Source organism: Bdellovibrio bacteriovorus (assembly GCF_001592755.1).
Classification (GTDB): domain Bacteria; phylum Bdellovibrionota; class Bdellovibrionia; order Bdellovibrionales; family Bdellovibrionaceae; genus Bdellovibrio; species Bdellovibrio bacteriovorus_E.
Genome location: NZ_LUKF01000002.1, coordinates 192,427 through 217,710, shown reverse-complemented (window position 1 = coordinate 217,710; position 25,284 = coordinate 192,427). Strand labels below are relative to the sequence as shown.

The window sequence follows — 25,284 nt, the reverse complement described above, 5'->3', positions numbered from 1 at the left end:
CCTTTAAAGATGCAAATCTTAAGTCAGCTGCAGGTTGTGTCCGGTATAAAGCATTATAAGGATGATGATGCCAAGGACGATGCGATAATAACCAAAACCTCTAAAGCCATAACGAGCGACGATATTAATAAAGAACTTAATCGCCAACATCGCGACGATAAATGCGACGACACAGCCGACAGCAAGGACGCCGATCTGTCCTGGCTCAATCGTCTTATAGACTTTCAACAACTTATATCCCGTCGCTGCGGCCATGGTTGGAACGGCTAAGAAGAATGAAAACTCAGCTGCTTCTTTTTTATTCATGCCAAGCGTCAGACCGCCCATGATGGTGGCTGCGGACCGAGAAACTCCCGGAATCATCGCGATGGCTTGAAACAATCCCAGCTTCACCGAATCTCCGTAAGAAAGATCGTTGGTTTTGCGCCCCATGGCTGTCAGGTGCGCAAAAATTCGGTCGGACCATACTAAGATGGCGCCACCAATGATCAACGCCCACGCAACCACTTGCACGCTTCCTAAAAGTTGATCGACGATGTCTTTCACTAAGAAGCCGATAATGCCAGTCGGCAGGAAAGCGATGAAGAGCTTTTTGTAGAAGTTCCAGTCGGGAAGGAAGCGTTTCCAATACAACACGAGCACTGACAAAATCGCACCAAATTGGATGATGACTTCAAAGTTTTTAACAAACTGATCGTCGTGAATCCCCATCACGGAACTGGCAATCACCATGTGACCTGTTGAGGAGATCGGTAGAAATTCAGTGATGCCTTCGACAATACCCAGGATGATCGCATGCAGATAATTCATTCGGAAGTTCCCTTGGTTGGCTGTTGGAAATCAGTGGGCTTCATTCTTCAGAATTGCCTCCGTGGGTTCAATATTCGATGGAATGTGTCAAAAAATTTAAGATTTATTTAAGATTTTCCTAACATTTGTGGCTGAAATCTGAATATGATTTTTTCACCACGGAGGGGGTAAAAATGAAACGTGCATTATTATTAGGTGCGTTGTTGTTCGGTTCTCAGGCGTTCGCTGGCGAATACTTGGTGAAATATAAGAACACAAGCGCTCTCAACATGCTTAACACAATGACAATGTCTAAAGTTGCGACTGTTCAAATGACTGATCACAACGCAACAGCAAGTCTTGTGAAAGTGAACATCGTAAAGAGCCACGAAGCACAAGCTTTGGCGAGCCTTCTTTCTCAACCAGGCGTTGAGTACGTAGTTCCAAACTTCAAATTGAAAGCTTTCACAGCTCCTGTTGATGCTGCGGCATTGAAAGAGCAATGGGCGATCGCGAAAGTTCAAGCTGAAAAAGCTTGGCAACGTGCGGGTAACAAAGGAAACCGCAACGTGATCGTAGCTGTTATCGATACAGGCGTTGATTACCGCCATCCAGCTTTGGCTCCAAACATGATCCAAGGTTATGACTTCAAAGAAAACGATGCAGATCCAATGGATAAAACGGGCTTCCAAAATCCAGGTCACGGTACTCACTGCGCTGGTGCAGTAGGTGCGACTGGTTTGGTTGACGGTGGTATCATCGGTTTGGCTCCAGAAGTTTCTATGATGCCACTTCGCTTCTTGGGTGAAGACGGTTCTGGTGACTTGAACAACGCGATCAAAGCTATCGACTATGCGGTAGAAAAAGGCGCGCACATTATCTCTGCATCTTGGGGTGCGGCGGTTCCACGTTCTACAGCAGCTCCTCTTCTTGAGGCGATCAAACGTGCTGATGATAAAGGTGTTATCTTCATCGCAGCCGCAGCTAACGATGGTAAAAACAACGATAAAACTGAGATGTATCCGGCAAACAACGGTTTCCCGAATTCAATCACAGTTGCGGCTTCAGGCGCTTCTGATGCAAAACCATCTTGGTCTAACTACGGTACAGCGACTGTTCACGTAGCTGCTCCTGGTGAAAACATCATGAGCACATTGCCAAACAATAAGTACGGAAACCTTTCTGGTACTTCAATGGCAACTCCGCTTGTATCTGGTCTAGTGGCTTTGATGAAAGCTCAAGATCCTTCACTTACTGGTGCTCAAGTTCGTGCGATTCTTCAAACGACAGGTGCTAAAGTTTCTATCGAAACTGCATGTAACTGCCGCGTTGACGCTTACGAAGCTGTTGAAGCAGTGATGTCTAAGAAAATGGTTGTAGTTCCTGCTGCAGCAACTATCCAACCTTCTTCTACATTGGCACTTTCTGTTCTTCACGGTAAAGCTCCATTCAAGTTTGCTTCTTCTAACGCTTCAGTTGCGACTGTAGACAACAGCGGTACTTTGACTGCGGTTGCTAACGGTTCCACAACTGTGACTGTGACTGATGCTGACGGTAAAACGGCTTCTACATTGAACATCAACGTAGGTGCTAAATCTGGTGGTACAAATCCAAATCCTCCAGACAACGGTGGCGGTCTTCCTGATCCAGGCAACCCTGGTGAACCGGGTGAGTGTCCGTTGGGTGATCCTATGATTTGTCAGATTATCTGCCAACTCCAACCAGATCTACCATTCTGCCAACAGTAATCTTGGCGGTTTCGAAAGGCTCCCGTTCGGGGGCCTTTTTTCGTTTGTGGGTATGGGATTTTGTTTCAAAGGGGGGACTTGCTGATTAGAACCGCGGCTAGGTATAGGCCGCTTCGGTCGGCACGCCTTCCGGCTCAATCGCCGCCGCCCTTTGGGCGGTTCGCGCCGTCGTGGCGCCGGCTAAGGCCGAGCCTTCGGGCCTATACCTATCCGCAGTTCTAATCAGCAAGTCTTTGCTTGAATCTTCAACTCACTCTCTTAAAGAAAATTGGTGTACGGGATTTTTCTTCTGCTGTTGTGTTGGCAGACGAGCGGTATTATTCGTTTTTTTGGGGCTGCGCCGTTGGGGAAATTCGGGGGCTAGATTATTGCGGGATTTTTAGGAAGAGTACCGGGTTTTTTTGGTTTTTTTCAGAGGGGGATTTTGGTCTTAGAACAATTATTCGATGTGAAAATTAAATAGTTGTTGTGTTCGGATACTGGTGGAACATTCGTGATGTCTCTGCTTGAGATAGCGAGTCTGAATCTGATTCGTAGTATTTAGAATCTGTTTCTGTGTTCCGATGAAGTTAATATATGAGGAACGTCGCTGGGATCCTATTTGGAATGTACGTTATTGCTGGGTGTACGCTCAGTGGGAATCTTTTGGATTTTAATGCCCTGACTCCTCCTGTTTTGACGAACTCTTCGGGGGAGCGTCTTGAGTCTTTTGTTATCAATAAATCCTCTGATGTGAATAATGTGAGTGTTCAAGGGGAGTGTTATTACGAGAATCAGAATATTCAGATCTCGTTTGTTCCTGAGAACTCTTCGTTGGCTTTGCATGAGACTCATCAGTATTCCACGCTTTGTACGAATAATAAGTTTGAATTGCAGATTGATACTCAAGATTGGACGGACACGGCCTATAAAGTCGTATTGGCTGTCAAATCAAAAACGGGTGTCCCCTCAAGTACCGAGTCTTCGGTTCTAAAGGACGTCGTTGCGCCTGTGGTTTCTTTTACTTCGGTGTTGCCGGCCCATTTGGGGCTCGATTCTATCTCTTCGATTCCGTTAGCGGGTACTTGTGAAAGTGCTGACGGTGAAGTGCAGATTCTTTCGGGAAGTGTCGTGCTTTCGACGATCTCCTGTCAAAGTGATGGCACCTTTGCGACGACGGTGGCAGGTGATGGGTTGCTCGAAGGTTCCAACGTTTTTACTGTGCAACAGTCTGACGTGGCTAAGAACGTTGGAACAGCGACAAGTGTTAGTTTTAATAAAGATACGATCGCGCCTTTGCTTCTTCCTGGTCTCGGCTCTTTAGGAAGTGCGCTCAGCAATGATGATTCAACACGCTTGGTGTCTGTGACTTTGCCTAGTGATGGTGGCACCCAATATCGCTACGTGATTGTCAAAGATGCGGATTGTTCCAGTCAGTATAGTGCATTAATGGCGACCACTCCTGTGGCGGCGGGGACAGATATTCCATTGAGCTTTAGTGGAGATGGCTCTTATCGTCTTTGTGTTTTAGCTGGAGACCAGGCGAACAACTGGGCTTCTTCATCCGGCGTTTTTGAAAGTGCGGCGGTCGTCATTGATAAAACGGCGCCAGCACTGACGATTGCAGCTCCCATCTCTGGTCAGAAAATTCACTCGACGTTTGCGTTATCGGGAACCTGTGAGCCAGGACTCACAGTGACCGCAAACGGCAATTTTACTCCCTCTCCTTCAGGGCAAACTTGTTCTATCGGTGGCTCTTATTCAATCAACCTGACTTTGTCGGCCGGGGATGGTGCTAAAAATATTTCTGTCACTTCTTCAGATGCCGCGGGAAATGTCTCATCAGTATTAAATCATTCGGTGTTCAAGGATACCCAGATTGTTCCACCGAACGTGACTTTAAATACCTCAGCGACAACGAGTGTGCCTTTGGCAAAGTTCACCGTGAATGACTGTTCGGATCACACGATGATTTTAATGAAAGAGGTCAATGCGCCGCCCGCACTCGGAGATGCGGGTTGGGTCAGTTGTTCAACGGCGGCTCAGAATTATCAATATGATTTAAGTATTTCAGATCAGCAAGGGCTTCGTAATATTCGTTTTTATGCTCGTGACGAGGCGGGGAATATTTCCACCGCGACGGTTTTTACGATCACTTACGACAGTAAAGCTCCCATTATGACTTTGGATGCGGTTCCTACTTTAGCAAAAAATGTGGCGTATCCTTTTGTTGTCAGGGTCACCGAAGCAACAGTATCTTCTGCGGCCACGTTAAGTTTGCAGTATTCAACGGATGGTACGACGTGGACGGCGGCGACAAGTCGTACTTTGGGTCTTGCAGGGCCTATGAATAATAAGTCCTTTGAAGTCTCGTGGACGCCCACAAGCTTTTATACGGGTTTGAAAGTGCGCGCGGTTTTAACGGATGACTATGGCAATATCGGTTACGGTGTTTCAAATACTTTTGACGTAGTCCTCGATGTAACTCCGCCGACGATCACGGCCAATCAATTAAAAATCAATGGCTCACTCACTCCAGATGATACTGTGCGATCCTATGTCACGGTGAGCTTACAAGCACATGATGCAGAAACGGCTGTGAAGGATTTCTGTTTAAAGACGTCCAGCTCTGTTCCCGCGGCGAATGATTCTTGTTGGGTCGGAGTTAAAGCGCCGAAGCCAGGCTTGGAAGAATTGCCAGATTTGATACTTGTCGATTTTGATTTCTTCTTAGGGATTAATTTTGGCTCTTATAACATCTATGCATGGGTGCGCGACGTGGCTGGCAATATTAGCACAAACTCGGCAACACTCAAAAAAGATTATAACACTATTGAATATATCAATGACCCTTCTCCAACGGTGTCGGATATCCTGACTGTGAACTCCGCGACTCCGAATACTCCGCCTATTAACGGTGACATGAATTTTGCCAACAATGCCCCGGTCTATATCAAGTGGAAGGCTTCCGATAATGGCAGTATCACGAAAGTAGAACTGTATTCTTCTTTAGATGGAAGCTCTTATACTTTGATTGATGATTCTTTAGCGAATAATTCTACGAATGGATCTAGTTGTAGCTATTCAGCTCCACACACGGGATGTTTTGTTTGGAATTCAACTTTCCCAAACGATACTTTCTTTAAGTTGCAAGTACGCGTGACTGACAACTATGGCCAGACTGCCCAAGTGACAAGTCCTCCATTAAACAGTGGTCTTTTAAACCTGCTCGCAGGAAATCAAGACCCCGGTCACAATGGAAATGCGAAGCAGACCGTTTTTAATACCGCTGTCGGTAATGACACCGCTCCAGGGACTTTGTTAGTGACGACGGACGGAAAGATTTTCTTTAACGATTCATCCTATGGTTTGATGTACATTGATCCGAAGACGAACAACTCGAAGTTACTTCTTCGTTTAGCCAAAAGCACTGAGGACTCTTATGGTGATGGCATTCCTGTAGAGCAGGCTCGGGCTAAGGCGATTTTAAGAACCACATTAGATTATCAAAATCGCATCTTGGTCTATGATCGCAACATGATTCGTCGGATTGACACAAATGTCGAACCCATGACGATTGAAACAATTATCGGTGCAGATCCCGCAGGGAATCTTGGAACTAATACCGCGGACACAGTTGCCGATCCTCGCGATGTGAAAATCAATCTGACGACCGATCAAACTTGGGCTATTCGTAAGCGCGCTCCGTTTATGGCTCATCCGAATGGAGATATTTATTTTATTTCGGATAACCCCAATAAAGGTAAAGACAATGGCGGACGCATCCGCGTTTATAAAGGATCGCTAGCAGTTCCTCGTGTTGAAGCCTTCCGTTTTTCTGGAACGGGTGCCAAAGATTTGCCAACCTGGGATTTAAACGTCAAAGAATGGTCGTTCTTTAGTTTGCGCTATGATCCGCAGACAAGTCAGATTTTAAAAGCTTATGTCGGTGTCACAAATCCCGTTCCTGGCAATTCCTATGGAAATATGACGGAGCTTGATATTACCACCTGGATCGCGAACGGAGTTCATCCGAATCACCCCTATGGCAATACAAGTCTGAACTATTACGAAGTGCAGTCATTAGATGGAAGAGTGTATCGCTCGAATCGCGCCACGGACCACTCGCTTTCGAGGCTGAATGATGATGGAACTTGGTCGCGTGTTTTAGGGACAGGCGCTTTAGGTTCTTGCGTGGATGGGACTCCAGCCACATCTTGTCCTGTGGCTTTGGATGACGCTTTTGTTGATCGTTACGGAAGAATTTATTTTTCAACTCGTGGAATTATTAAAACTGTCGTCAATGGCAATGTCTATACGCTTTTTGGCCAACGCAAGGATGCGGGTGACGGTGGATCTGCGACCGACATGCGCTTAGCGATGGTTCACTATTTAGATCACGGAGCCGGGGACAGCGTCATTATTTTAGACCATCAAGAAAATAAAATGCGTGAGATTGTGCCGGGAGCTTCTCCTGAAGTTCGTCTGGTAGCTGGTAACGGGCAAAACGGCAACGTCAATTTTGCGACAGCCGCGAACGCTCAGTTGATTCGTTTAGGGAATTGGTGGGATCCAAATCCATTTGCGACAAATCCTGCTAACGGTGACGTTTACATGAATTGCTATGAAAACAGAGTGCAGATCGATGTCAATTCAGCTATTTCATATCACAAAGTCTGTCGTTTAAATAGATCTACAGGGTTGTGGGAAAGCTTGCTGGATGGTGAAGGCACAACAGCGAGCTTCACACAAACAACGATTCCATTGTCGGATCTTTTAATCTCTGGATATTCACCAGAGATCGTCGCCTACCGCAACGGTAATATCTTGATGAATCATTTCCATTGGAATGGAACAGCTCACAACAACAGTCACTTGCGGCTTTTAACTCCAACAACTTCCAACTACATTGCTGGTGTTACCGTACAAGATCAGTCGGGTGATGCCTGTCCGGATGGAAGTTCTAGCAACTGTCACTTAGGACCACGTGCGATGCATTACAAAGGAACGCCCGTGTATTTCGCGCCTCTTTCAGGTTGGCTTTTAAATCCAGTCCGAGACTCTGCCTATGCTGGAGACATGCATGTAGTTTATAGTGGCAATGTGCGAAAGATGTTAACTCTTTCCAAAGCACCGGGCGGATTTGCGTATGATTCCGGAAATATCTATTTCTGCTCTGCGGGAAAAGTCTATAAAGCCGCAATCACAAATCCGGCGGATTTAACATCCACGGCAAATTGGCCACTTGTGGAAAATACTCATTACACTTTAACAGAGCTTGCAATGCCGGCCGATAATATCACATGTGAAGGACGGCGCATCTTAGTTAAGGCCGCGTCCGGAGCAAAGCCGAAGCGCTTAGTCATGATGGCGAAACAAAATGGTCTTCCCGCCGTGATTGAATATTTCATTCCTTGATGACGGTGGGCTCTTCTGATTCAATCGAGTCAGGAGTCACTATGAATTTCTATTCTGAAAAGTTCACGCATCTTAAAACTCAGCTTTCGCGGCATGTGCTTTGGTTGACGCTTGATAATGTCGAGCAAAGCAATGCTATTTCTTTAGAGATGGTGGATTCCTTAACTCGCGTTTTAAGACATGCTGATTTTGATCCGCAAGTCCGAGTGATCGTGATTAAAGGTGAAGGTCCGACTTTCTGTGCAGGCGGCGATGTGAAGGCTATGCAGAATAAAACCGGGATGTTTGCAGGTGAAAGCAATGAGCTTCGCATGCGCTATATTCACGGTATTCAGCAAATTCCCAAATGTATTGAAGACCTTTCCAAACCTTTGATTGCTATGGTGAACGGTCCAGCGATTGGGGCGGGTTGTGATCTTGCGATGATGTGTGATCTTCGTGTTGGAAGCGTAAAATCAAAATTCGGGGAAACTTTTGTGAAGTTGGGGCTCGTGCCGGGGGACGGTGGGACGTTCTTTCTTCAGCGCGTGATTGGTTTTTCTAAGGCTATGCAAATGTCTTTGACGGGGGACTTGATTGCGGGTGAGGAAGCTCAACGCTGGGGACTTCTTAATTATTTTGTCGATGAGGCTCAGCTTGAAGCCGAGACTCTTAAGATAGCTGAAAAGATTGCGAACAATGCTCCAGTGGCTGTGCAGATGACGAAGAAGGCGATGAAGATGGCTTACTTAAATGATCTTCATACTATTTTAGACTTGTCGGCGGCTTATCAAGGGATCACGCAAAGAACAGCGGATCATTTTACCGCGCTTCAGGCGATGAAAGAAAAAAAAGCCCCCGAATTTTCCGGGAACTAGTTGTACTGAGCGATGTTTTCTAAGTCCTCGGCGCGACTGGTGATATTTTCTTTTAGCGTTTCTTTTTGATTTTTGCTGATGGTGCTCCAGAATTCCTCCACCAGGAATTTCTGGAAGGCTTTTTTGTGATTATTCAAGGCTTCTGTGTATGCGGGCAGGCGGACGGATTCATAGTCGTTGAAGAAGTCTTTGACGAATTTCTTTAAAGTTTCCGGATTCTTTTTGGCTTCGAGGAATTGATTTAAAACGTATTCCTTGTTTTCGTTTTGAAGTTTGCTTGGATAAGGATTCTGTTTTAAGAATTTTTGAATCTTTTCTTTTTGCGCGGACGAGATACCGCCAATCCAAAATTCGACGGATTTTTTATAACGCTTTTCTACCTTTTCTTTAGCGTCAGATTCAGATTCATCTTCAATGTCTTCACGGACTTCTTTGGCAAAGTGAAAGACTTGCGATGGCTCCAGTGACAAAGATGTTTTGACGGCGGTTTCGCCAAAATAACTCGACAGTTTTTTAAAGTAGTTTTGAAACTCCATCATCTGAGTGGTGATGACTTCGGAATCTAATTTTTCTTTATTGATTTGCGGCTCAATAGAGCGAAGACTTTTTGCAATCTGGGGCAGAAGCTCTTTGCGAGCGACATCGACATCTTTTTGCAGGTCTTTTTTAAGTTCTTCGCGCTGTTTACTGGTCAGCTCGAAGTAGTCATCGGCTTTTGAGACCGCCAGATCATCAAACATGCGGACCATAACGCCAGAGCGGCTGCAGGCCGAAGAAAGGATAACGAAAGACAGTAGGATTAAATATTTCATACTATCTTTGTTTTAAAACGACCCGACGTAAAAGGATACCCTCCATGATGAGATACAACACGAAACTAATCGTGACGCCTAAACCTTTTAATAGAGCCCACGCGGATGTGCTCCATGCCAAAGCGGCCCAAACGGCAAGGCCCGTGTGAATGGCAAAGAAAAGACCTGATCGAAATGTAATGCCTTTCATCTTATCTTTTATAAAATCGGGAAACTGATGACCTTGTTGTTCAGCGAGGTACACGAGTAAAGGTTTTCCGATAACGACGGAACCCCAAAGTGCTAAGGCAAAGACACCTTCCATGATTGCGGGTTGTAGTTTAAACCACAGGCCCTCTGAAGAAATCAGTGAGATTCCTCCCAAAACCAAAAGCATGCCGTTTCCGAACCAAGTGATCTTAGATACTTTTTTATATTTATAAAGCTCGTAAGAAATTTCGCCGACACCGAAAACCATCCCGGCAATCAGGCCGGCCACGGTTCCGTAATATTCTTCAATCAAAGTAAAAGCGATGACGGGAAGAAGGCCAGCAAAGAAAAGGCTGGCCGCTTGCGCTTTCGGATTTCCGGTAGGATTCATGAACGCGTGTCCTTAAAATTCACGGGCTGACCTTGCGAAGGAAGAATGACTTCGTCATTTTCCATCACAAGCTTTCCACCCACAATCGTGTGAGTCATCCAGCCTTTGACTTGCATACCGTGAAACGGAGTCCATCCGCATTTACTCGCGATCCATGAATTGTCGATGGTCTTTTGTTTTTTCATATCCACAATTGTGACGTCAGCGTCAAATCCTTGGCGAAGATATCCTTTGTTGACGATACCAAAAACGCGCGCTTGGTTTGCCGTCACCATTTCGACAAATCGGATCAGGCTTAGGCGTCCCTCATTCACATGGTTGAGCATAATAGGAACCAGCGTTTGCACGCCGGGAACTCCCGAAGGACTTGAAGGATAAGGTCGGTCCTTTTCTTCTTTCGTGTGCGGGGCGTGGTCTGAGCCAATCACATCGACAGTTCCATCAAGCACGGCTTTCCAGATGCGATCCATATGTCGCTTTTCGCGAATCGGCGGATTTTGTTGCGCGTATGTGCCCAACTTATCGTAACAGTCCGGAGCATACAAAGTTAAGTGCTGCGGAAGCACTTCCACTGTCGCGATGTCTTTTTGATCTTTTAAAAGATCCATTTCTTCACCCGTCGACACATGTAGAACGTGGATCTTTCTTCCCGTTTTGCGAGCGAGTTTCAAAAGTCGAGTGGTGGAGTTTACAGCCGTTTCAACATCTCTCCACACTGGATGGTAATGGGGATCTGCCATTTCTGTCGCGATATGCTTTCTTTCTCGCAAGCGCATTTCATCTTCCGAATGGAAAATTACGCGGCGGTGACCTTGTCTTAAGATTTTTTCTAGCGTCTCATCATCTTCCACCAGCAAAGTTCCCGTGGAACTTCCCATAAAGATTTTTACGCCCGAGCAGTGGGGCAGAAGTTCAAGTTCCGCGATGTTATTCACATTGTCGTGGGCGCCACCGATGAAAAAAGCGTAATTGCAGTGAGCACGGTCTTTGGCGCGGTTGAGTTTATCTTCAAAAGCCTCGGCTGTTGTTGTGCCAGGGTTGGTGTTTGGCATTTCAAAAATGCTTGTAACTCCACCCAGGATGGCCGCGCGAGTTCCGCTTTCAAGATCTTCCTTATGAGTCAGTCCAGGTTCGCGGAAGTGGACTTGGCTATCGATGACTCCCGGAAGCACGTGCAGGCCGGTCGCATTGATAGTTTTTAGGGCAGGGCCTTGAAGGGACGTCGCGATTTTTTCAATGCGGCCATCAATGATACCGATGTCGGCCTGCTGCTCGATCAAACCCGTCGAAGTTGGGTGGGGAAGAAGGCAAGTTCCGCCTTGGATAAGTAAGTCAAAGGGACGTTGAGACATGTATCACCTCGATAGGGCTACCCTAACATTACCTTCATTCAAAGGTCCAGTAGACTTCAATGACGTACATTGGTTGACGGAGGGTGTGGGATAAGGGACAATTTTGACTGTGACAATGGATAAATTCCTCTCCTTCTGGGATCATTATAATACGCGCATCATCGAGGGCTTAGTTGCTCTTGTGATTCTTCTCTCTCTTATCCTGGCTTATCGCAGTTTTTTTGCGAAGAAATCCAAAGGGGACAGTGTTGATGCTGGCAATGGGTTAGATGCCGCTCAGCTTGAAAAAACTCTTCAAAAAATTTTAGAGAATCAACAGTCTGGTGGTGGAAGAACTTCCCGCTCTGCTCATGCCGAAGATCTTAGTACCGATGTTGATTTAGATGCTATGGAGCAAGCATCGGTTTCTGACGCAGGCGCTAGTGATGGCGGTTCTGCAGAATCAGCAGCCGAGGTTGTGCAACTTCGTTCTTCTTTAAATGAAAGTGCTAAGAAAGTAGAAGCTCTTCAGGCGCAGTTGAAAGACGCTTTACAAGCAGCCGAAGCAGCAGCTGCGGCACCCGCGGCGGCCGGTGGTGCTGAAGCCGGTGGCATGAGTGCTGCCGAAAAAGAAGAAATGAACGGAAAGCTTCGGGATCTTGAAGCTCGTTTAGCTGAATACGAAATCATCAGCGAAGACATTGCCGATCTTTCTCGTTATCGCGAAGAAAATGACAACTTGAAAAAAGAGCTTGAGGCCTTGAAGGCGGGTCGAGCGCAACCTGCGGCGGCGGCTCCGGCCGCAGAACCTGTTGTTGAAGCAGCTCCAGAGCCTGAACCAGAACCCACTCCCAGCGAGCCCGTTTCTGTGGAACCTCCTGTTCAAGCCGATGCCGCAACTCCTGATGCTCCGGCAGAACCGGCAGCAACCGGTGGCGCTGATTTGATTGATGATGAATTGATGAAAGAGTTTGCAGCAGCCGTTGAAGGTCAAAAGGCCTTAGATAAAGCGGCGGACAAAGCCGGTGATGGCAGCCAAAAAGCCGCCGCCACCGGTGATGAAACTGACAAGCTTATGAATGAGTTCGAAAACTTCGTTTCTAAAAAGAGCTAAGCGATGAATAAAATTCTTGTGGCCTCTGTGTTGTTTGCTGGACTTTCTTCAAGTACTTTCGCAGTCGCAGCTAAACCTTCATCTAGTACTTTAACTTCGGCGATGGAAGTTCTTAAACTTCCCGGTGAAAACCGTCGCATGGCCATTCAAAGCCAGGGCGATAAACACTACTCTCAATTCATTTCTGTGGCTTTCAATGAAGCTCAACCCATGAGTCTTCGTTGGCGCGCTTTAATGGCGGCGGCGGAAGCTCGCGGTGAAAAAGCAACGCCGGATTTATTGAAGGCGGGATCTCACAAGCAGTGGTATATGCGAAATGCCGCTCTTGTGGCGTTAGCGGAAGTGAATCCTTCGCAAGGTCAGAAACTGGCGGCAAAGCTTCTTAAGGATAAAGCTTTGGTGGTTCGTTCTGCCGCGGTGAGTGCGTTAGAAAACAATCTCAGTTCAGAAAACCGCGATCTTTTGTGGGAAGAACTCAATCAAAAATACAATTTCAAAAACACGCAAAGCCTTTGGATTCGTCATCAGATCGTTGAAGTCTTGGCGAAAAAGCCGGTGGATCATGAGCTTAAGATTTTTGCCGGCCTTCTTTCAGATAAAGACCAACGCGTTCAGTTGCCAGCAGTTCGTGGTTTGGAAAAGCTGACTGGCGTAAAACTTAATAAGTCTGTTGTATCGACGGACGCCTTAGTAGGTCTTTGGAAGAATTATCTTAAGAAAGAAAAGATCGCTCTTTAGTTTGCGCGCTTCAGAGCTTCGTTAATAACAAGCTCACGCTCGATGCGATAGAAAATGATCTTTTCTTCAAGACCATCGGATTCCATTGGCTCTGGTTCAGAAAAGAAATCTCTTAAAATTTCCATTCTTTTATCGATTGTCACACGAGTGGACTCGCGTCCTTGAGTCGTGCCTTTAGCAAAGGTCATAATCAGCTTATAACGAATGCCACTAGAAGGTGGGCGTTGTTCATTGGGTGGCAACCAGCCATCCAGGCCTTTAATGTATTCAGTTTCAATAACGCCGGTGTCTTGGTTTTCTTGGGCGATAGGGTATTTCAAAACGGCGTGCGCGGCTCTCCATACGGAATCGTAAGAGGCATAGAAAACTTTTTGCTTGTTGATTTGTCCCATGCGCTGATGGGCGGAAGGCTTTTTATCAAACAGGCTGCAACCAAATAGAGTGCAGCCTGTGAGAATCACAAGTAATACGAGAATTTTCTTAGAAAGAGACCGAACTGTGTGTGACATGTGTTGCGGCTTCAATCATAGCAGGACCGACAGGCGCTTGGGAAGCAGTTTGGGAGCCAACAAAGTTTACTTCCCAACGTTTTTTGCCTGCGATGGCCTGATCATTAGGCCATTGGGGCAGTTTCATGCGCTCTAGCCAGTTTTGAGAGTAAACTTCCCATTGTGGCTGAAGGATTTTAACTTTGGCGCCACCTTGCTGAACTTCCTCTTCTTTTGAAAGAACAGAGTAAGTCGCAATTGGATTTACTCCCGCAACCGTATTGAATTTTGGCATCAAGATTTCGCCATCGGCCGCAATTGTTGGATCAGCGATCAAAGGAAGCATTTCTGGTTTTGTACCCGCAGTGAATGGCAGAAGAGTCGCACTCATGCGATCGTTTCCGTTTTTCATTTCTGCTGTTCTTTTAAGCACGCCCAAAACTTTTTGATCTGAACCTGTCAGTGCATTGAGGTTTGCGGACTTTCCTTGCGCGATTTTTTTAACGTCAGTAGGAATCATGTAACCAGATTGGTTCGCGATACCCACCGCGATAAACATTTCATCAGCACGGTATTGCGGTGCTGTGATCGCTTTTGTCTCTGTGAAATTCAATTCACGAGTTGGCATGTCGAGCTTCGTTTGACCTGATTTGATTTCGATATCACGAACGGCTCCGCCTGTGATTTTGAAATCGTTGATCAGTTCATAGAACTCAGCGCCGTCGCGAAGAGCATCCACAGTAGATTTGAACGGGAAGCGACCACGAGCCGCGAACACGCGGTTCACACCTTGTTGCCCGTAGTAAATACGATAATTTGGTTTATCCAAAGTGATTGTGAATAAAGAATACTTTTCGCTTTGGCGTGGAAGCGAGATGTTTGCGGGAACATCAATATCTTGTCCCATCGCGGAAATGCGATCTGTTTGCGGGCTGATCACATTATTAATGTCGAACGCCAGCATATCGAGTTTTGTGAAAGCCGGCATCACCAGTGCGAAGTCCACGAATCCATCTTTATCTTGGATTGGAAGACCTGAAGAGATTCCTTTTACTTCGTACTGAGTTTTTGTCGGTTGCGCGCGAAGTTTAAAGCTGATTGGACCTGGTTCTTGCGCGAAATAAGTCGCACGCACATAGCCTGGAGCGGCCACGGTCACAGATTCTACCGTTGTCCAAGCTGTTGGAATTGCCACTTGGCCATTTGCATCTGTTGTCAGGAAGTTGCCTGAAAATGGAGCATTCAAGGCGTCGCCGATTAAGATTTGAGCATTTTGAATTGGGCTGCCATCAACGGTCGTGATCGTGATGACTTGGGCTTCTTGCATCCAAAATAGGCTAGTAACGTTGTCGGATGTCGGTTTTTTAGGCTTATTATCCTTTGAACAGCCAATAAGGACGGCCGGCACGGCAAGTGCCATCATTAGTTTTTTCATAGTATATCCCCCTCCGTGGTTTTCTTACTACACCTGTCATTGCAGTGTGAGATTCCGGCTGGGTCAAGACCTAAGGCGAGGAAAGATAGGAATATTTAAAATTCGCGTTATAACGCAAAGCCCATTATTGACTTAGTGCACTCTAACAATTAAAAATCGTGCCTCACGCGTTGGGAAACCTTCGCGTGATTCGTGTGGTGGGGTAGCTCAGCTGGTTAGAGCAACGGAATCATAATCCGTAGGTCGGCGGTTCAAGTCCGCCTCTCACTACCAATTTTTTGAAAAGGCGGCCGTCGTGCTGCCTTTTTTTTTGTTTCAGACCCCGTTCGTCTTAGAGGCGGACGCGGTTTTGCCGGCTTCGAGCCGGCAAAACCTATGCGGTCCGTCCTTCTGCGCGCAAGGCGCTTCGGCGGACTCCCGCCTGCGTCACGTTAGACGCCTCTGGCGTCCAACGCGCTCGCAGTGCCTCTCACTACCAATTTTACTTTTTTTGGGCCATCGGTGATTGGAAAAAAAAGCATAGGTTGTTTGTGCCTTGTAGTTTCGGTATCGTGAGCGGGTGAATAATCGCACGGCACTTATTATTGGCAATTCATCAGGAATAGGGTTGGAGCTTACGAGGCAAATGCTAGAAGATGGCTTTGCAGTTATTGGGCTTTCAAAAAGCAACACCTCAATTACGCACCATTCTTATCGACATATTTTGTATGACGTTACGGACTTAAAATTCGAATCATTTTTGGGTGAGCTTGTAGCGCAACTTGATAGTATCACAGTCGGAATTTACTGCGCCGGGATAGGTGCAAAGTTTGATGCCGAAAATTTAGAATTCGAAACAAAAGTATTTCAAGTCAATCTAATGTCTGCTGTGACCGCAACGAATATTATTGTGAAAAAAATGAGGGAGCAAGGATACGGGCATTTTATAGGTCTTAGCTCCATTGCTGACGCTCTAACTTCAACAGCTGCGCCCAGTTACGCGGCCTCCAAGGCTGGAGTATCAAGATACTGGGAAGGGTTGGGTTTGGCCCTTGCGAGCAGCAACGTGAAAATCTCTAATGTACGTTTTGGTTTTGTTGACACTAAGATGGCTAAAGCCCCCAGCAAGCCTATGTTAATCGATTCTAAGACCGCCGCAATATTCATTAGGGATGTTATCAGGCGCCCGCGTATTCGTGCTTCAAAGCCTTATGTGATGTCTTTGTGGGCTCATCTTCTCGGACTTCTCAGTCGGATTCGTTTTTTTGGACGGTAATGGTGTCGACAACATGTCACCTCTTCTTTTGGTCCGCTCTTGATTTTTTATCGGGCGCTTCCTCGCGTTATAGCTAGTCGATCCTCGTAGTTATTAAGGACTTTGGTGAATGCGGGGCGGGACTCACAAGTTTGGCGGTATTTTTCGATGTGGGGATACTTTTTTAGGACTTCATTTTTTCTAAGTTCTCGTAACACGCAGGCGAAGGCGATGTCGGCTACTGTGAAATCGGATCCTGTTATGTAGGATTGATTTTTTAACATGGCATCGATGGTGGGGAAGAATCTTTCTAGGATCTCGACGTACCACGGGCGTAGCGCTTTCAAACTGGGATTTGAATCACCTTGTAGATCCGCGAAGAAAATAGGAAGTGCGAAGGGTTCGATGTTGTTTAATGAAGTGATTAACCAGCGATAGACTTGGGCTCTCCCTTGAAGATCCGACGGAACCAACTTTCCTGATTTTTCTGCGATGTAAAGTAAGATCGCGCCGGACTCTGTTAGTAAGTATCCGTTGTCGTCAATCGCGGGGACTTGTTTGAAAGGGGAGACTTCTTCAAACCATGTTTCATCTTGAAGGCCGTTGGGGCCGCAATCCAATCCTACAGTTTCATAGTTGATTCCGCATTCTTCTAAGGCCCACATCGCTCTGATGTCGCGAGTGTATCCCCATAGAAACGGTGGCAGTGATTTGAAGACGTATACTTTCATTTCTGGTTCCTTGCGATTGAGCTCTTCGTTTTTTTTATTCACGAAGTAATATCATTCAAGAAGATACTTGAGATAGCAACCTTTCCAGAATTGCGTTCCACTTCCTGTTTCTTTGTTATTTCACCGCTCAGGCGCACTAATATGTGATTGCTTCGACGCGGCTGGATATCCGGGCCTTTGGGAGCTGAAAGAATCAGCAAGAAAACTTCTCTTGGGGCTGTTTTCTTGTTAGCATTTTTGGATATGTTGAATATTCGATTTAAAAAAATACTGACTGTTGCGTGCGTCCTACTTCTTCAACCTATCTTGAGTCCGGGTTCTTATGCTTTGGCGAAAAGAAAAACTCCACCGAAAGCTTACAGCTTTATCGCAGAAGGTGGAAAAGCCTCTCAAGGGGAGTGTGATGGGGAAAGAAAGCTTCCTCGTTTGAAACGCCAAAAAGAATATGCGAAATTTAGCTCTTATATGGGTTCGGAGTTACAAGATCCAGAGCTAAAAGGTAAAACGGACGATGAAATGTGGAAGCACTTCTTTAGATCAAAAGAGGTCTGTAATTCCGTTTTGGCTAAAACACCCTCATCTGTCGTCGATGAAAATCTAAAGAAGAATAAAGCTGAGCTTCCTCCTGATGATGAGGATGATGAAGAAACAGAACAGCAAAGCCCTTCTGAAGAGGAAACAGCTAGCCCGTAGTTGACCTCCTGTCACAAAAGCTCCTGAAGGCTCCTATTCTAAATTGGGAGCCATGTGCCCACTACAAAATGGAGTATCGAAATGAAATTTCTTATCGCGTTCGCAATGACATTCATGTTTTCGGTTTTTGGATTTGCTTCGGACTGGAAGATCGTTCCAAATAAAGAAGTTTGCATGGTGAACGAAACGCATTTCGCAAGACCCCAAATTCCAGTACCCGTAGCTGGCAAAACCTATTACGGTTGCTGCGAAAACTGTAAAAAGACCTTAAGCGAAAACCAAAATGCAAGAACCGCAAAAGACGCTTTGACCGGAAAAACCGTGGATAAAGCGAGTGCCGTCATTGCCGCGAACCCTGCTGGTAACGTGCTGTATTTTGCGAATAAAAAGAATTTTGAGCAGTTTGTAAAGCGTCGCTAGTAATTCTAGTCGTGCTGGAAACTCATGGCAAACCGAGGGGAAATGAAGTCTCTCTTTAAAGTCGCCTGTTTTATTGTTTTAAGCGTCGGTATCACTTCATGTGCCACCGAAAAGAAATATCAAAAGAAAATTGATGGTTGGATCGGATTTACGCCTCAAGAGCTTGAGAAAGCGTGGGGCGAACCAGCCAAAACTATCAAAAATGATGATGGAACGCAGTTGATCTATTTTCAATTAATAGACTCTGATCTTGCGCCTGCCGCGCCTCTTCAAAAAGTTATCGGTGAAAAACCGCACTATATGATTATGGACTATTATCTACCGTTTGGAAAAGAAGCAGTCTACGAATCTAATGCCGACAAACTTCCTCCTCGCAGTCTTACATATACATGCAGTACCTTTTTTGAGATTGGTGCTAATGGTACAATTTCAAGAGCGGGATTTTACGGTAACAAATGCCGTATTCGATAACTCCGTATCCGATATATTCCTGTAAAGATAAAGACAAAAAAATCAAAAGATTGTTTGTATTAACCGTTTCTTTATACACATCGTATTGTTTAGAGGCGGTTGTTAGTTAGTTTTAGCATTCTGCGCCTTTTTTAGTTACGATCATACCATTCGCAAAGTGAGGAGTGTGTATGTTGATCTCCAAAAGCCATCTGTTACTTGTGCTGCTTTCTTCAATACCTTTCTCTGTGCATTCCCAAGTGCTCCCTGGGGTGTCCACTAGTTCAACCTCTTATTTATACAAGCTCTCCGATCCTTCTACTATTACAACGAATTTTGGAGATGCAATGACGAATGGCGCGGTGAGCGTCGCGAACTGTTCACCACAATCCATTTACTGCAATCCACATACAGAAAGTACTTGCGCTGGAATCGGGTCATCAAGGGGTGCTTACGATGCGTCCTTCACTATTGTTCAACCTAATGTTAATGCGGTTCGATTCATGATCGCTCAAGCAACTCCCACCTGCTATGACGCCAACTATGTTGGTGCTCACTATGAAGTCCATATTACTGCCAACTTAGATGTTGCCCCGGGACAGTCTTATAACTGTATATCTAATGAAGATGCATACTATGGAAGCAATTACATAATTATTGGCTATTCGGTTCCGAATAACTTCAAAGGCAACCTTGTTCCTATTCAAATTGAATGTGATGTGCCAATTAAGCAAATCTGGACATCTGACTATTCAAACGGGATTGCGAACAAACCATTTTATCAATCGTTCGAAATATTCTGGGGACCCGTCAGCCCCATTCCGACAACGTCGGTTGGTTTAGGAAAAGTAGCTAACGAACTGCGCGAAAACAACACGATGACTTGCGGATCAATTGTCCATGTAGACAACCAGATTGTTGGAGAAAGTATCCCTCTTGCAGGGATAGATAAGTTTAAGCTTAATTATTTCTCTCACTATAATAAGAGACCTGGCGACTATAAATTGAAGCTTCCGTTGACTGGAGCAAGTGCAGCTTCCGATACCAATGCTTTTGATGTGACTGTCACATCTGCAGATGGATCCTACAGCTCCAACCTCAATATCCCAAATCAAAGCAATCTAGTATTTTCATTCGATTGGGATGGAAAAAATAAAAGTAATATTGTGGAGATCGGACCACGAAAATTTACAGTTACGGCAAAACAGTATTTGTCTAGTTCTGCTGTGCCCTTTGTGAAAACCCAAGATATAGCACTGGGTAGCTTTAACGCACAAAAAATTGGTTTGAACGGTTTTGTTCCTAGCATCTATCAGTTTTACAGTGACGCGGCAAAAACTCTTTTCAGCGGTGACGGACAAATAAGAAAGGTTCAAGGGAAGGTTGTTTCTGGAATGACGGGGGTTGCTCATTCAGTGGCGGAGACAGATGGAAGTCTGGTTTATTATTTTGATTCGATGGGACGAATTGTTTTTACAAAGCTTGGCCTTACTGGAGCAACCGTATTTACTTTCAACTATGATGCCCAGGGGAATTTGATTTCGATAGTTGAACCATTTAATTTAACTACGCAGTTTAAAAGACTCAATAACAAACTCGATTACATAGTTGCGCCGCGAGGCTTTCAAGATGTTTCTCCCAAAGGATGGGATATCGGGGCTTTCGCAACAAGGTTCAACTACGATGGCAATGATAAATTAAGTAGTACCTATGTATTGCATAATGGTGGTACCCAGTCAGGATATGGCTTTACATTCAATGGACAAAATCTTTTAGCAACTTTTGCTGATTCAAGAGGACTGCTCAATACTTTTACATACGATACAAACGGTAACCTTATCAAGGATGCTAAACCTTCAGGATTTTTCTTTGATTTGATAAAAACAGTCAATTCGCCAACGAACTATGAGGTGGCGCGTATTACAGGAATGAATAGAAGCACGCTGTATAAAATCGAAGATCTTGCATCAGGAATGACAAAGCAAACGGTAACGACGCCTAACGGTATTTCTTCGGTTCGTTCTTTTAACAATTCTCAAGAAATATTTGAGTCAAGTGGCTCAATCCTTACGACGGATTTCTTGCCTGACCCTAGATTTCCTGAATCACGTTATCCTGCTGGCAAAGTACTTGAGCTTCCAAATGGCATCGATATTTCTTCAACCTCCACTCAATCAGTTACGTTGGGCAATGTAAATGACCCTTATTCAATATCAGCAATGACTGTAACTGATACTCTTGGCTCTTTAACTAAAACGACGACTTATAACCCTACAACAAAAACGTTCACGACTGTGTCGCCTGGAAGGCCTACAACGGAGATAAAGATCGATGCATATCAAAGAGTTGTGTCAGAAAAGATCGGTAACTTATTGCCCACCACGTATACCTATTCTAACGATTTAATGACTGGTATTTGGCAGGGGCAAAGAGGTTATACATTCACTTACAATATTTGGGGCGAGCTGGAAACAGTTTCCGATTCCGAATATTCAAATATCTATACTTTGGGTTATGATATTTATGGCAGACTGTCTGCGATGCTAGACAATAACGGTCTTCAAGTTCGTTTCGCGTATGACTCCGCCGGAAATAATACTAAAGTGAGCATAGGAGATTATTCGGCTACAGATAGAATTCATGATTTTTCTTTCGACATAAATGACTTGATTAACAGTTATTCGACTCCTTACGTTGGCGTGAATGGAACTTTTTTAAGAAATACAACTTCATACGTATACAACGCCGATAAGCAATTAACTCAAATTCAAAAGCCTTCGGGGAGAACCGTTACTTACAGCTATGGACTTTTAACGGGGGTATTAACGAAGGTAACGACTTCAGCTGGCGAATATATATATTCGCATAACGCCAACGGTTTAGTTTCTAGCATAATTACTCCTGCTGGGCTCTCTACGGAAATAAGTTACACGGGCAATGTGCCTGTTCAATTTACTTATAAAGATCAGGTCGGGAATCTTATCGGAGCATATTCCTATGTCCTTGCGCCATTAAATGGTTTAACTCAGCAAGACCAGGTAGTAGTAGGGGGCGCAACATCTCAATTAACATATGGGTACGACTCTGGCCTACGGTTATCGAGTATTGGTGGCGCTACTCTTACATATGATTCTAACGGTCAATCTTCGGGATCAATAGTTGATAACGTTACGGAAGAAATTGCACATAACTCTTACGGCGATGTTTCTCAGATATTAGTTAAGCACAATGGTGTGACGATCTATAAAGAAAGCTTTGATATCGAGCTTACTAGAGGCTTGATAGTTGGAAAACTACAGAATCTGGATGGTGTACAAGATACTGAAATTTATCAGTACGATACGAATAGAAGACTAAAGCGATCTTCGAACACTACGGATACCGTTCCGTCAGTAACTAAAATTAATACTTACGAATATGATTTATTCGGTAATGGTATAGTTGTTAATAATGCAAGGCTGACGGCAACCATCAATAATAAGGATATTATATATAGTTACTCTAACGATGAACGCTTAGACTACATGACAATTGACGACACTTTGAATAATAAAACTTATTCTGCACAGTTCACATATAAAAGAGATGGCGAGCTCGAGACGAGAACAGATTATAATGTCACCAGTTGGCCATATGTTTTGCTAGGCACGACAGAATACTTTTATGATGATTTTGGAAACCTTACGAAAGTAATCTTAGCTAACGGTAATATCATTGAGTATGAGATAGATAGTTTCAACAGAAGAACAGGTAAAAGAATAAATGGTGTTTTGCAAAAACGATGGATCTATCAGGATCAGTTCAGAATTGCAGCTGAGCTTGATGCCTCTGGAAATTTAGTAAAGCGTTTCGTTTATGGTTTAAAAGCTAATGTGCCCGAATACATGATTATGGGAACAACTAAATATAAAATCGTAACGAACAGACAAGGATCCCTACGCGCCGTTGTGAATGCAGTTGATGGGACATTCCTTCAGAAAATGGATCACGACGAATTCGGCAATGTACGCCTGGATACGAACCCTGGGTTAGTTCCATTTGGGTTTGCTGGCGGTCTTTATGATGCCGACACCAAGTTTGTAAGATTTGGTGCGAGAGACTTCGATCCGGAAACTGGAAGATGGACAAATAAAGACCCGATTAGATTTAAGGGTGGTGACTCTAACCTTTATGGATATACATTGCAGGACCCAGTTAATTTTGTTGATCCAAGTGGGCTTCGGACTGATGTCCACTGTCGTCCTGTATCTGGATTTAGTGCGGCCTCTCACTGTTATCTTGTTATCACACCAGAATCGGGAAGTTCTCTAGGATCAAAGCCTATTACGCTGAGTGTCTTTGCCGAAGGAGGAATGGGGTTTCTTCCCGGGGCGACTGGAGTTAAAAGTGTCAATGATCCAAGAGATAGCTTTACCAATTATAGTGCGAATGTTAGCCAAGGCATTTGCGGTAGATCGGCCGATGATTTCGACAAAGAAATTTTTAATCAGTTTAGCATATTAACGCCAGGGACGTATTCAAATAATCCATTCGGTTCGGGGATTAATAATAGCAACACGTTCGTATATCGAGTAATCCGCGCAGCTGGAGGGGTTGTACCTTCCAATATTCCCGCAAAAGCTGTAGGGTTCTAAAAGGAGTTAGAATATGAGAAGAAACTTAGTGGTCGGGTCTTTAGTGATAACTGTTGTATTCGCTTATGTTAGTGTATGGTTTTATAAAAGTTTAGCACTGAGTGAGGCCGTTTTGACGCGCGAAGATCAACAATATTACGAGGGCTGTCATTCTATATTCGAAAAAATTAGTAGTTCTGTTAGTATCCCTGCGAGTCCGATTAGTTCAACAGGCAAAGCAATGTTTTGTGAACTACGAATTAGTTTTTTGATGAAAAAATATCTTTATGTGACTATTTATGGAGTTACGGATTTGGAACAGCAGAATGTCGTAAGTAAAATATTACAGCAGAATTCTCCTGACAATTTGCTTGTTAAACTTGTAATTTTTGAAAAAGAAAATTGGAAAAAATCTTCGTCGGGAGATGTCTCCCGTGGAGACGAGAAAAAGATCTTAGAACGGTGGATTGATAGATAGAGGCAAAAAGATAAAACCCAGAAGGCGGCCGCTCGGTCGCTTTAAGTTTTGTCTCTTAATCGTTCTCACAAATCCATCCTATTATCGCAATCGTGCCAACAGATGTTTGCGCGAACTTTTTAGTCATACCTTGAGCAAAACTCTAGATGAAGTCCCCTGGAAGTTTAAGCTAGTTTCTCGATCTACGGAAGTCGGCTTGCGATACCGCTTCGGACTATCAATCTCATCCGCCTTCTTGATAAAACTCAGCTGCAACTCCACCATCGAATCGAAAACATGCAGTAGTCTATCGTGAACTCGCGAAGAGACTTCAAATCCCTGACTCTCGCCCAAAAGTTCAATTGTGTGGTGAATAGCCTCAAGGGTTGAGTAACACGCGCTATGCGGTTGCTTGCGCACGCGGAAGTTGGATGGTTTTTCTGGTGAAAAACAGATGCGGGGTAGGTTCAATAAATTCTGACTTTGTCGCATCATCTTTTTTGCGGTTAACCATGTGCCGTCGATGACGAACAAGGTTAACTTCTTTGAAGGATCAAACAGATTTTTTCTTTCTTCAGCATTCAATGGTGTTAGATTCGTCGAGGTTTTTCCTGGATAGAGGATCATACACTGACGACTTTCATCTGCCAGAATCTGGTTTACCTCATCTACGTTCGTGTAGTCTTGGCCTCGAATTAAGAATGAACCTTCTAAACATAAATGGGACATGCGCCCGGTGGCGATGCGGCGGCGGACTTCTATCGGGTGGATTAGGATCATGAAGTCGATGTTGGGATGGAAGCGTTCAATGTGACGGCAGTAGCAGGAAAATTTGGGTTGGATGCAAGATGTGCAAAGCTCACGATAGTTTGGCAGGGCTTCGCTTTGGCGTTTTCGTTGTTCTAGATAGGTTTCAATGTTCATCAGCTTGCTCCCAGGTGACGCTGATAGCGTCTCATAAGATCGGGCTTCGCAAAATCTTCAAAAGGGGAGGTCTAGGTACCCCGGGGGTTGCCTTTTTACCCTGGAATCGTTACAACCTTCGGACCGTTAAAAGAAAGAAGAACTGTCATGCAAGATTTTATTCCTCCAAAGCCACCGAAATCCTTCCGCATTGTTTTGGAGCTTAATAGATCTGAAAAGCGTTTGGATGCTGTTCTTCTTGCTGCCATCAAAGCGCAAAGTGAAGATTTGAATCTTCGCGAAATCACGCGCACTCAGTACAAAGAGCTTTTCAAAGACGGAAAGATTCTTATCAAAGGACAACGTGCGACGCCTTCCTCTTCAGTAGCTAAAGGTGTTACTTACGTTGATATTCTGGGGTTTAAAAATAAATAGTTGCCCATAAAATGACGTCATTGGATCGGGTGCCTATCGAGGTCGTTTCGAAATATAAA

20 protein-coding genes and 1 tRNA gene are annotated in these 25,284 nt (G+C 44.8%); 13 read left to right on the top strand and 8 right to left on the bottom strand.

Annotated elements, in window-relative coordinates; genetic code table 11:
* Nucleotides 1–18: 18 nt before the first annotated feature.
* The gene (locus AZI85_RS03815; protein WP_063242824.1) at nucleotides 19–810 is read right to left on the bottom strand and encodes an undecaprenyl-diphosphate phosphatase; all 792 of its coding nucleotides are present in this window, start codon (nucleotides 808–810) and stop codon (nucleotides 19–21) included.
* Nucleotides 811–983: 173 nt separating this feature from the next.
* Between AZI85_RS03815 and AZI85_RS03810 the strand changes: the two genes are divergently transcribed.
* The 3 genes from AZI85_RS03810 to AZI85_RS03800 all read left to right on the top strand — a co-directional run bounded on the left by AZI85_RS03810 (nucleotide 984) and on the right by AZI85_RS03800 (nucleotide 8,791).
* Nucleotides 984–2,537: a S8 family serine peptidase gene (locus AZI85_RS03810; RefSeq protein WP_063204585.1), complete on the top strand. Its 1,554-nt coding sequence runs from the start codon at nucleotides 984–986 to the stop codon at nucleotides 2,535–2,537.
* A 576-nt stretch (nucleotides 2,538–3,113) separates the two neighbouring features.
* Nucleotides 3,114–7,934 carry a hemagglutinin gene (locus AZI85_RS03805; RefSeq protein WP_063242823.1) on the top strand — a complete coding sequence of 1,607 codons (4,821 nt, stop codon included), beginning with the start codon at nucleotides 3,114–3,116 and terminating at the stop codon, nucleotides 7,932–7,934.
* 41 nt (nucleotides 7,935–7,975) lie between these two features.
* Nucleotides 7,976–8,791, top strand: coding sequence for an enoyl-CoA hydratase-related protein (locus tag AZI85_RS03800; protein WP_063242855.1), 816 nt, complete (start codon nucleotides 7,976–7,978; stop codon nucleotides 8,789–8,791).
* Here AZI85_RS03800 and AZI85_RS03795 read toward each other — a convergent pair.
* Genes AZI85_RS03795 through AZI85_RS03785 form a run of 3 tightly spaced genes read right to left on the bottom strand, consistent with a single transcriptional unit; the run spans nucleotide 8,788 to nucleotide 11,535 of the window.
* Nucleotides 8,788–9,603, bottom strand: a complete 816-nt coding sequence (locus AZI85_RS03795) for a DUF6279 family lipoprotein (RefSeq protein ID WP_063242822.1) — start codon at nucleotides 9,601–9,603, stop codon at nucleotides 8,788–8,790. The two genes, AZI85_RS03800 and AZI85_RS03795, sit on opposite strands and share 4 nt — an antisense overlap.
* 1 nt (nucleotide 9,604) lies before the next feature.
* The gene (locus tag AZI85_RS03790) at nucleotides 9,605–10,183 is read right to left on the bottom strand and encodes an inner membrane-spanning protein YciB (protein WP_063242821.1); all 579 of its coding nucleotides are present in this window, start codon (nucleotides 10,181–10,183) and stop codon (nucleotides 9,605–9,607) included.
* Entirely contained in the window at nucleotides 10,180–11,535 is a 1,356-nt protein-coding gene (locus AZI85_RS03785; RefSeq protein WP_063242820.1) for a dihydroorotase, read from the bottom strand. Before AZI85_RS03785 ends, AZI85_RS03790 begins: the two co-directional genes overlap by 4 nt.
* Before the next feature lie 115 nt (nucleotides 11,536–11,650).
* Here AZI85_RS03785 and AZI85_RS03780 point away from each other — a divergent pair, with 115 nt between their 5' ends.
* Both AZI85_RS03780 and AZI85_RS03775 read left to right on the top strand, forming a co-directional pair.
* Nucleotides 11,651–12,628, top strand: a complete 978-nt coding sequence (locus AZI85_RS03780; RefSeq protein WP_253720827.1) for a hypothetical protein — start codon at nucleotides 11,651–11,653, stop codon at nucleotides 12,626–12,628.
* 3 nt (nucleotides 12,629–12,631) lie between these two features.
* A complete protein-coding gene (locus AZI85_RS03775) occupies nucleotides 12,632–13,366 on the top strand; it encodes a HEAT repeat domain-containing protein (RefSeq protein ID WP_063242819.1) in 735 nt (244 codons plus the stop codon).
* Here AZI85_RS03775 and AZI85_RS03770 read toward each other — a convergent pair.
* Nucleotides 13,363–13,875 carry a hypothetical protein gene (locus AZI85_RS03770; RefSeq protein ID WP_063204577.1) on the bottom strand — a complete coding sequence of 171 codons (513 nt, stop codon included), beginning with the start codon at nucleotides 13,873–13,875 and terminating at the stop codon, nucleotides 13,363–13,365. The genes AZI85_RS03775 and AZI85_RS03770 overlap by 4 nt on opposite strands.
* Nucleotides 13,847–15,289, bottom strand: coding sequence for a hypothetical protein (locus tag AZI85_RS03765; RefSeq protein ID WP_063242818.1), 1,443 nt, complete (start codon nucleotides 15,287–15,289; stop codon nucleotides 13,847–13,849). Before AZI85_RS03765 ends, AZI85_RS03770 begins: the two co-directional genes overlap by 29 nt.
* A 196-nt stretch (nucleotides 15,290–15,485) precedes the next feature.
* On the opposite strand from AZI85_RS03765, the gene AZI85_RS03760 reads away from it, so the two are divergent.
* Nucleotides 15,486–15,562: transfer RNA gene (locus AZI85_RS03760), tRNA-Met, on the top strand.
* Nucleotides 15,563–15,848: 286 nt separating this feature from the next.
* Entirely contained in the window at nucleotides 15,849–16,544 is a 696-nt protein-coding gene (locus AZI85_RS03755) for an SDR family NAD(P)-dependent oxidoreductase (RefSeq protein WP_081110901.1), read from the top strand.
* A gap of 47 nt (nucleotides 16,545–16,591) precedes the next feature.
* Here the strand turns inward: AZI85_RS03755 and AZI85_RS03750 are convergent, their stop codons facing one another.
* Entirely contained in the window at nucleotides 16,592–17,254 is a 663-nt protein-coding gene (locus AZI85_RS03750; protein ID WP_063242816.1) for a glutathione S-transferase family protein, read from the bottom strand.
* Nucleotides 17,255–17,479: 225 nt separating this feature from the next.
* On the opposite strand from AZI85_RS03750, the gene AZI85_RS03745 reads away from it, so the two are divergent.
* From AZI85_RS03745 to AZI85_RS03725, 5 genes are all read left to right on the top strand, one after another.
* Nucleotides 17,480–17,947, top strand: coding sequence for a hypothetical protein (locus AZI85_RS03745; protein ID WP_253720826.1), 468 nt, complete (start codon nucleotides 17,480–17,482; stop codon nucleotides 17,945–17,947).
* An 81-nt stretch (nucleotides 17,948–18,028) separates the two neighbouring features.
* Nucleotides 18,029–18,367: a hypothetical protein gene (locus tag AZI85_RS03740; RefSeq protein WP_253720825.1), complete on the top strand. Its 339-nt coding sequence runs from the start codon at nucleotides 18,029–18,031 to the stop codon at nucleotides 18,365–18,367.
* 42 nt (nucleotides 18,368–18,409) lie between these two features.
* On the top strand, nucleotides 18,410–18,838 hold the full coding sequence (locus AZI85_RS03735; protein WP_063242815.1) for a hypothetical protein: 429 nt from the start codon (nucleotides 18,410–18,412) through the stop codon (nucleotides 18,836–18,838).
* A gap of 170 nt (nucleotides 18,839–19,008) precedes the next feature.
* Nucleotides 19,009–23,451 (top strand): RHS repeat domain-containing protein, encoded by a 4,443-nt coding sequence (locus AZI85_RS03730; RefSeq protein WP_063242814.1) that lies wholly within the window; start codon nucleotides 19,009–19,011, stop codon nucleotides 23,449–23,451.
* A 13-nt stretch (nucleotides 23,452–23,464) separates the two neighbouring features.
* The gene (locus AZI85_RS03725) at nucleotides 23,465–23,908 is read left to right on the top strand and encodes a hypothetical protein (protein ID WP_063242813.1); all 444 of its coding nucleotides are present in this window, start codon (nucleotides 23,465–23,467) and stop codon (nucleotides 23,906–23,908) included.
* Between the two features lie 123 nt (nucleotides 23,909–24,031).
* Here AZI85_RS03725 and AZI85_RS03720 read toward each other — a convergent pair whose 3' ends face one another.
* The gene (locus AZI85_RS03720; RefSeq protein ID WP_081110900.1) at nucleotides 24,032–24,811 is read right to left on the bottom strand and encodes a tRNA-uridine aminocarboxypropyltransferase; all 780 of its coding nucleotides are present in this window, start codon (nucleotides 24,809–24,811) and stop codon (nucleotides 24,032–24,034) included.
* Nucleotides 24,812–24,958: 147 nt separating this feature from the next.
* Between AZI85_RS03720 and AZI85_RS03715 the strand changes: the two genes are divergently transcribed.
* Nucleotides 24,959–25,225: a hypothetical protein gene (locus AZI85_RS03715; protein ID WP_063204566.1), complete on the top strand. Its 267-nt coding sequence runs from the start codon at nucleotides 24,959–24,961 to the stop codon at nucleotides 25,223–25,225.
* Nucleotides 25,226–25,284: the final 59 nt, after the last annotated feature.

Excerpts from the sequence above, each read along its gene's own strand:
- AZI85_RS03815 (WP_063242824.1), bottom strand. The coding sequence starts at position 810 with ATGAATTATCTGCATGCGATCATCCTGGGTATTGTCGAAGGCATCACT.
- AZI85_RS03810 (WP_063204585.1), top strand. The coding sequence starts at position 984 with ATGAAACGTGCATTATTATTAGGTGCGTTGTTGTTCGGTTCTCAGGCG.
- AZI85_RS03805 (WP_063242823.1), top strand. The coding sequence starts at position 3,114 with ATGAGGAACGTCGCTGGGATCCTATTTGGAATGTACGTTATTGCTGGG.
- AZI85_RS03800 (WP_063242855.1), top strand. The coding sequence starts at position 7,976 with ATGAATTTCTATTCTGAAAAGTTCACGCATCTTAAAACTCAGCTTTCG.
- AZI85_RS03795 (WP_063242822.1), bottom strand. The coding sequence starts at position 9,603 with ATGAAATATTTAATCCTACTGTCTTTCGTTATCCTTTCTTCGGCCTGC.
- AZI85_RS03790 (WP_063242821.1), bottom strand. The coding sequence starts at position 10,183 with ATGAATCCTACCGGAAATCCGAAAGCGCAAGCGGCCAGCCTTTTCTTT.
- AZI85_RS03785 (WP_063242820.1), bottom strand. The coding sequence starts at position 11,535 with ATGTCTCAACGTCCCTTTGACTTACTTATCCAAGGCGGAACTTGCCTT.
- AZI85_RS03780 (WP_253720827.1), top strand. The coding sequence starts at position 11,651 with ATGGATAAATTCCTCTCCTTCTGGGATCATTATAATACGCGCATCATC.
- AZI85_RS03775 (WP_063242819.1), top strand. The coding sequence starts at position 12,632 with ATGAATAAAATTCTTGTGGCCTCTGTGTTGTTTGCTGGACTTTCTTCA.
- AZI85_RS03770 (WP_063204577.1), bottom strand. The coding sequence starts at position 13,875 with ATGTCACACACAGTTCGGTCTCTTTCTAAGAAAATTCTCGTATTACTT.
- AZI85_RS03765 (WP_063242818.1), bottom strand. The coding sequence starts at position 15,289 with ATGAAAAAACTAATGATGGCACTTGCCGTGCCGGCCGTCCTTATTGGC.
- AZI85_RS03750 (WP_063242816.1), bottom strand. The coding sequence starts at position 17,254 with ATGAAAGTATACGTCTTCAAATCACTGCCACCGTTTCTATGGGGATAC.
- AZI85_RS03740 (WP_253720825.1), top strand. The coding sequence starts at position 18,029 with ATGAAATTTCTTATCGCGTTCGCAATGACATTCATGTTTTCGGTTTTT.
- AZI85_RS03735 (WP_063242815.1), top strand. The coding sequence starts at position 18,410 with ATGAAGTCTCTCTTTAAAGTCGCCTGTTTTATTGTTTTAAGCGTCGGT.
- AZI85_RS03730 (WP_063242814.1), top strand. The coding sequence starts at position 19,009 with ATGTTGATCTCCAAAAGCCATCTGTTACTTGTGCTGCTTTCTTCAATA.
- AZI85_RS03725 (WP_063242813.1), top strand. The coding sequence starts at position 23,465 with ATGAGAAGAAACTTAGTGGTCGGGTCTTTAGTGATAACTGTTGTATTC.
- AZI85_RS03720 (WP_081110900.1), bottom strand. The coding sequence starts at position 24,811 with ATGAACATTGAAACCTATCTAGAACAACGAAAACGCCAAAGCGAAGCC.
- AZI85_RS03715 (WP_063204566.1), top strand. The coding sequence starts at position 24,959 with ATGCAAGATTTTATTCCTCCAAAGCCACCGAAATCCTTCCGCATTGTT.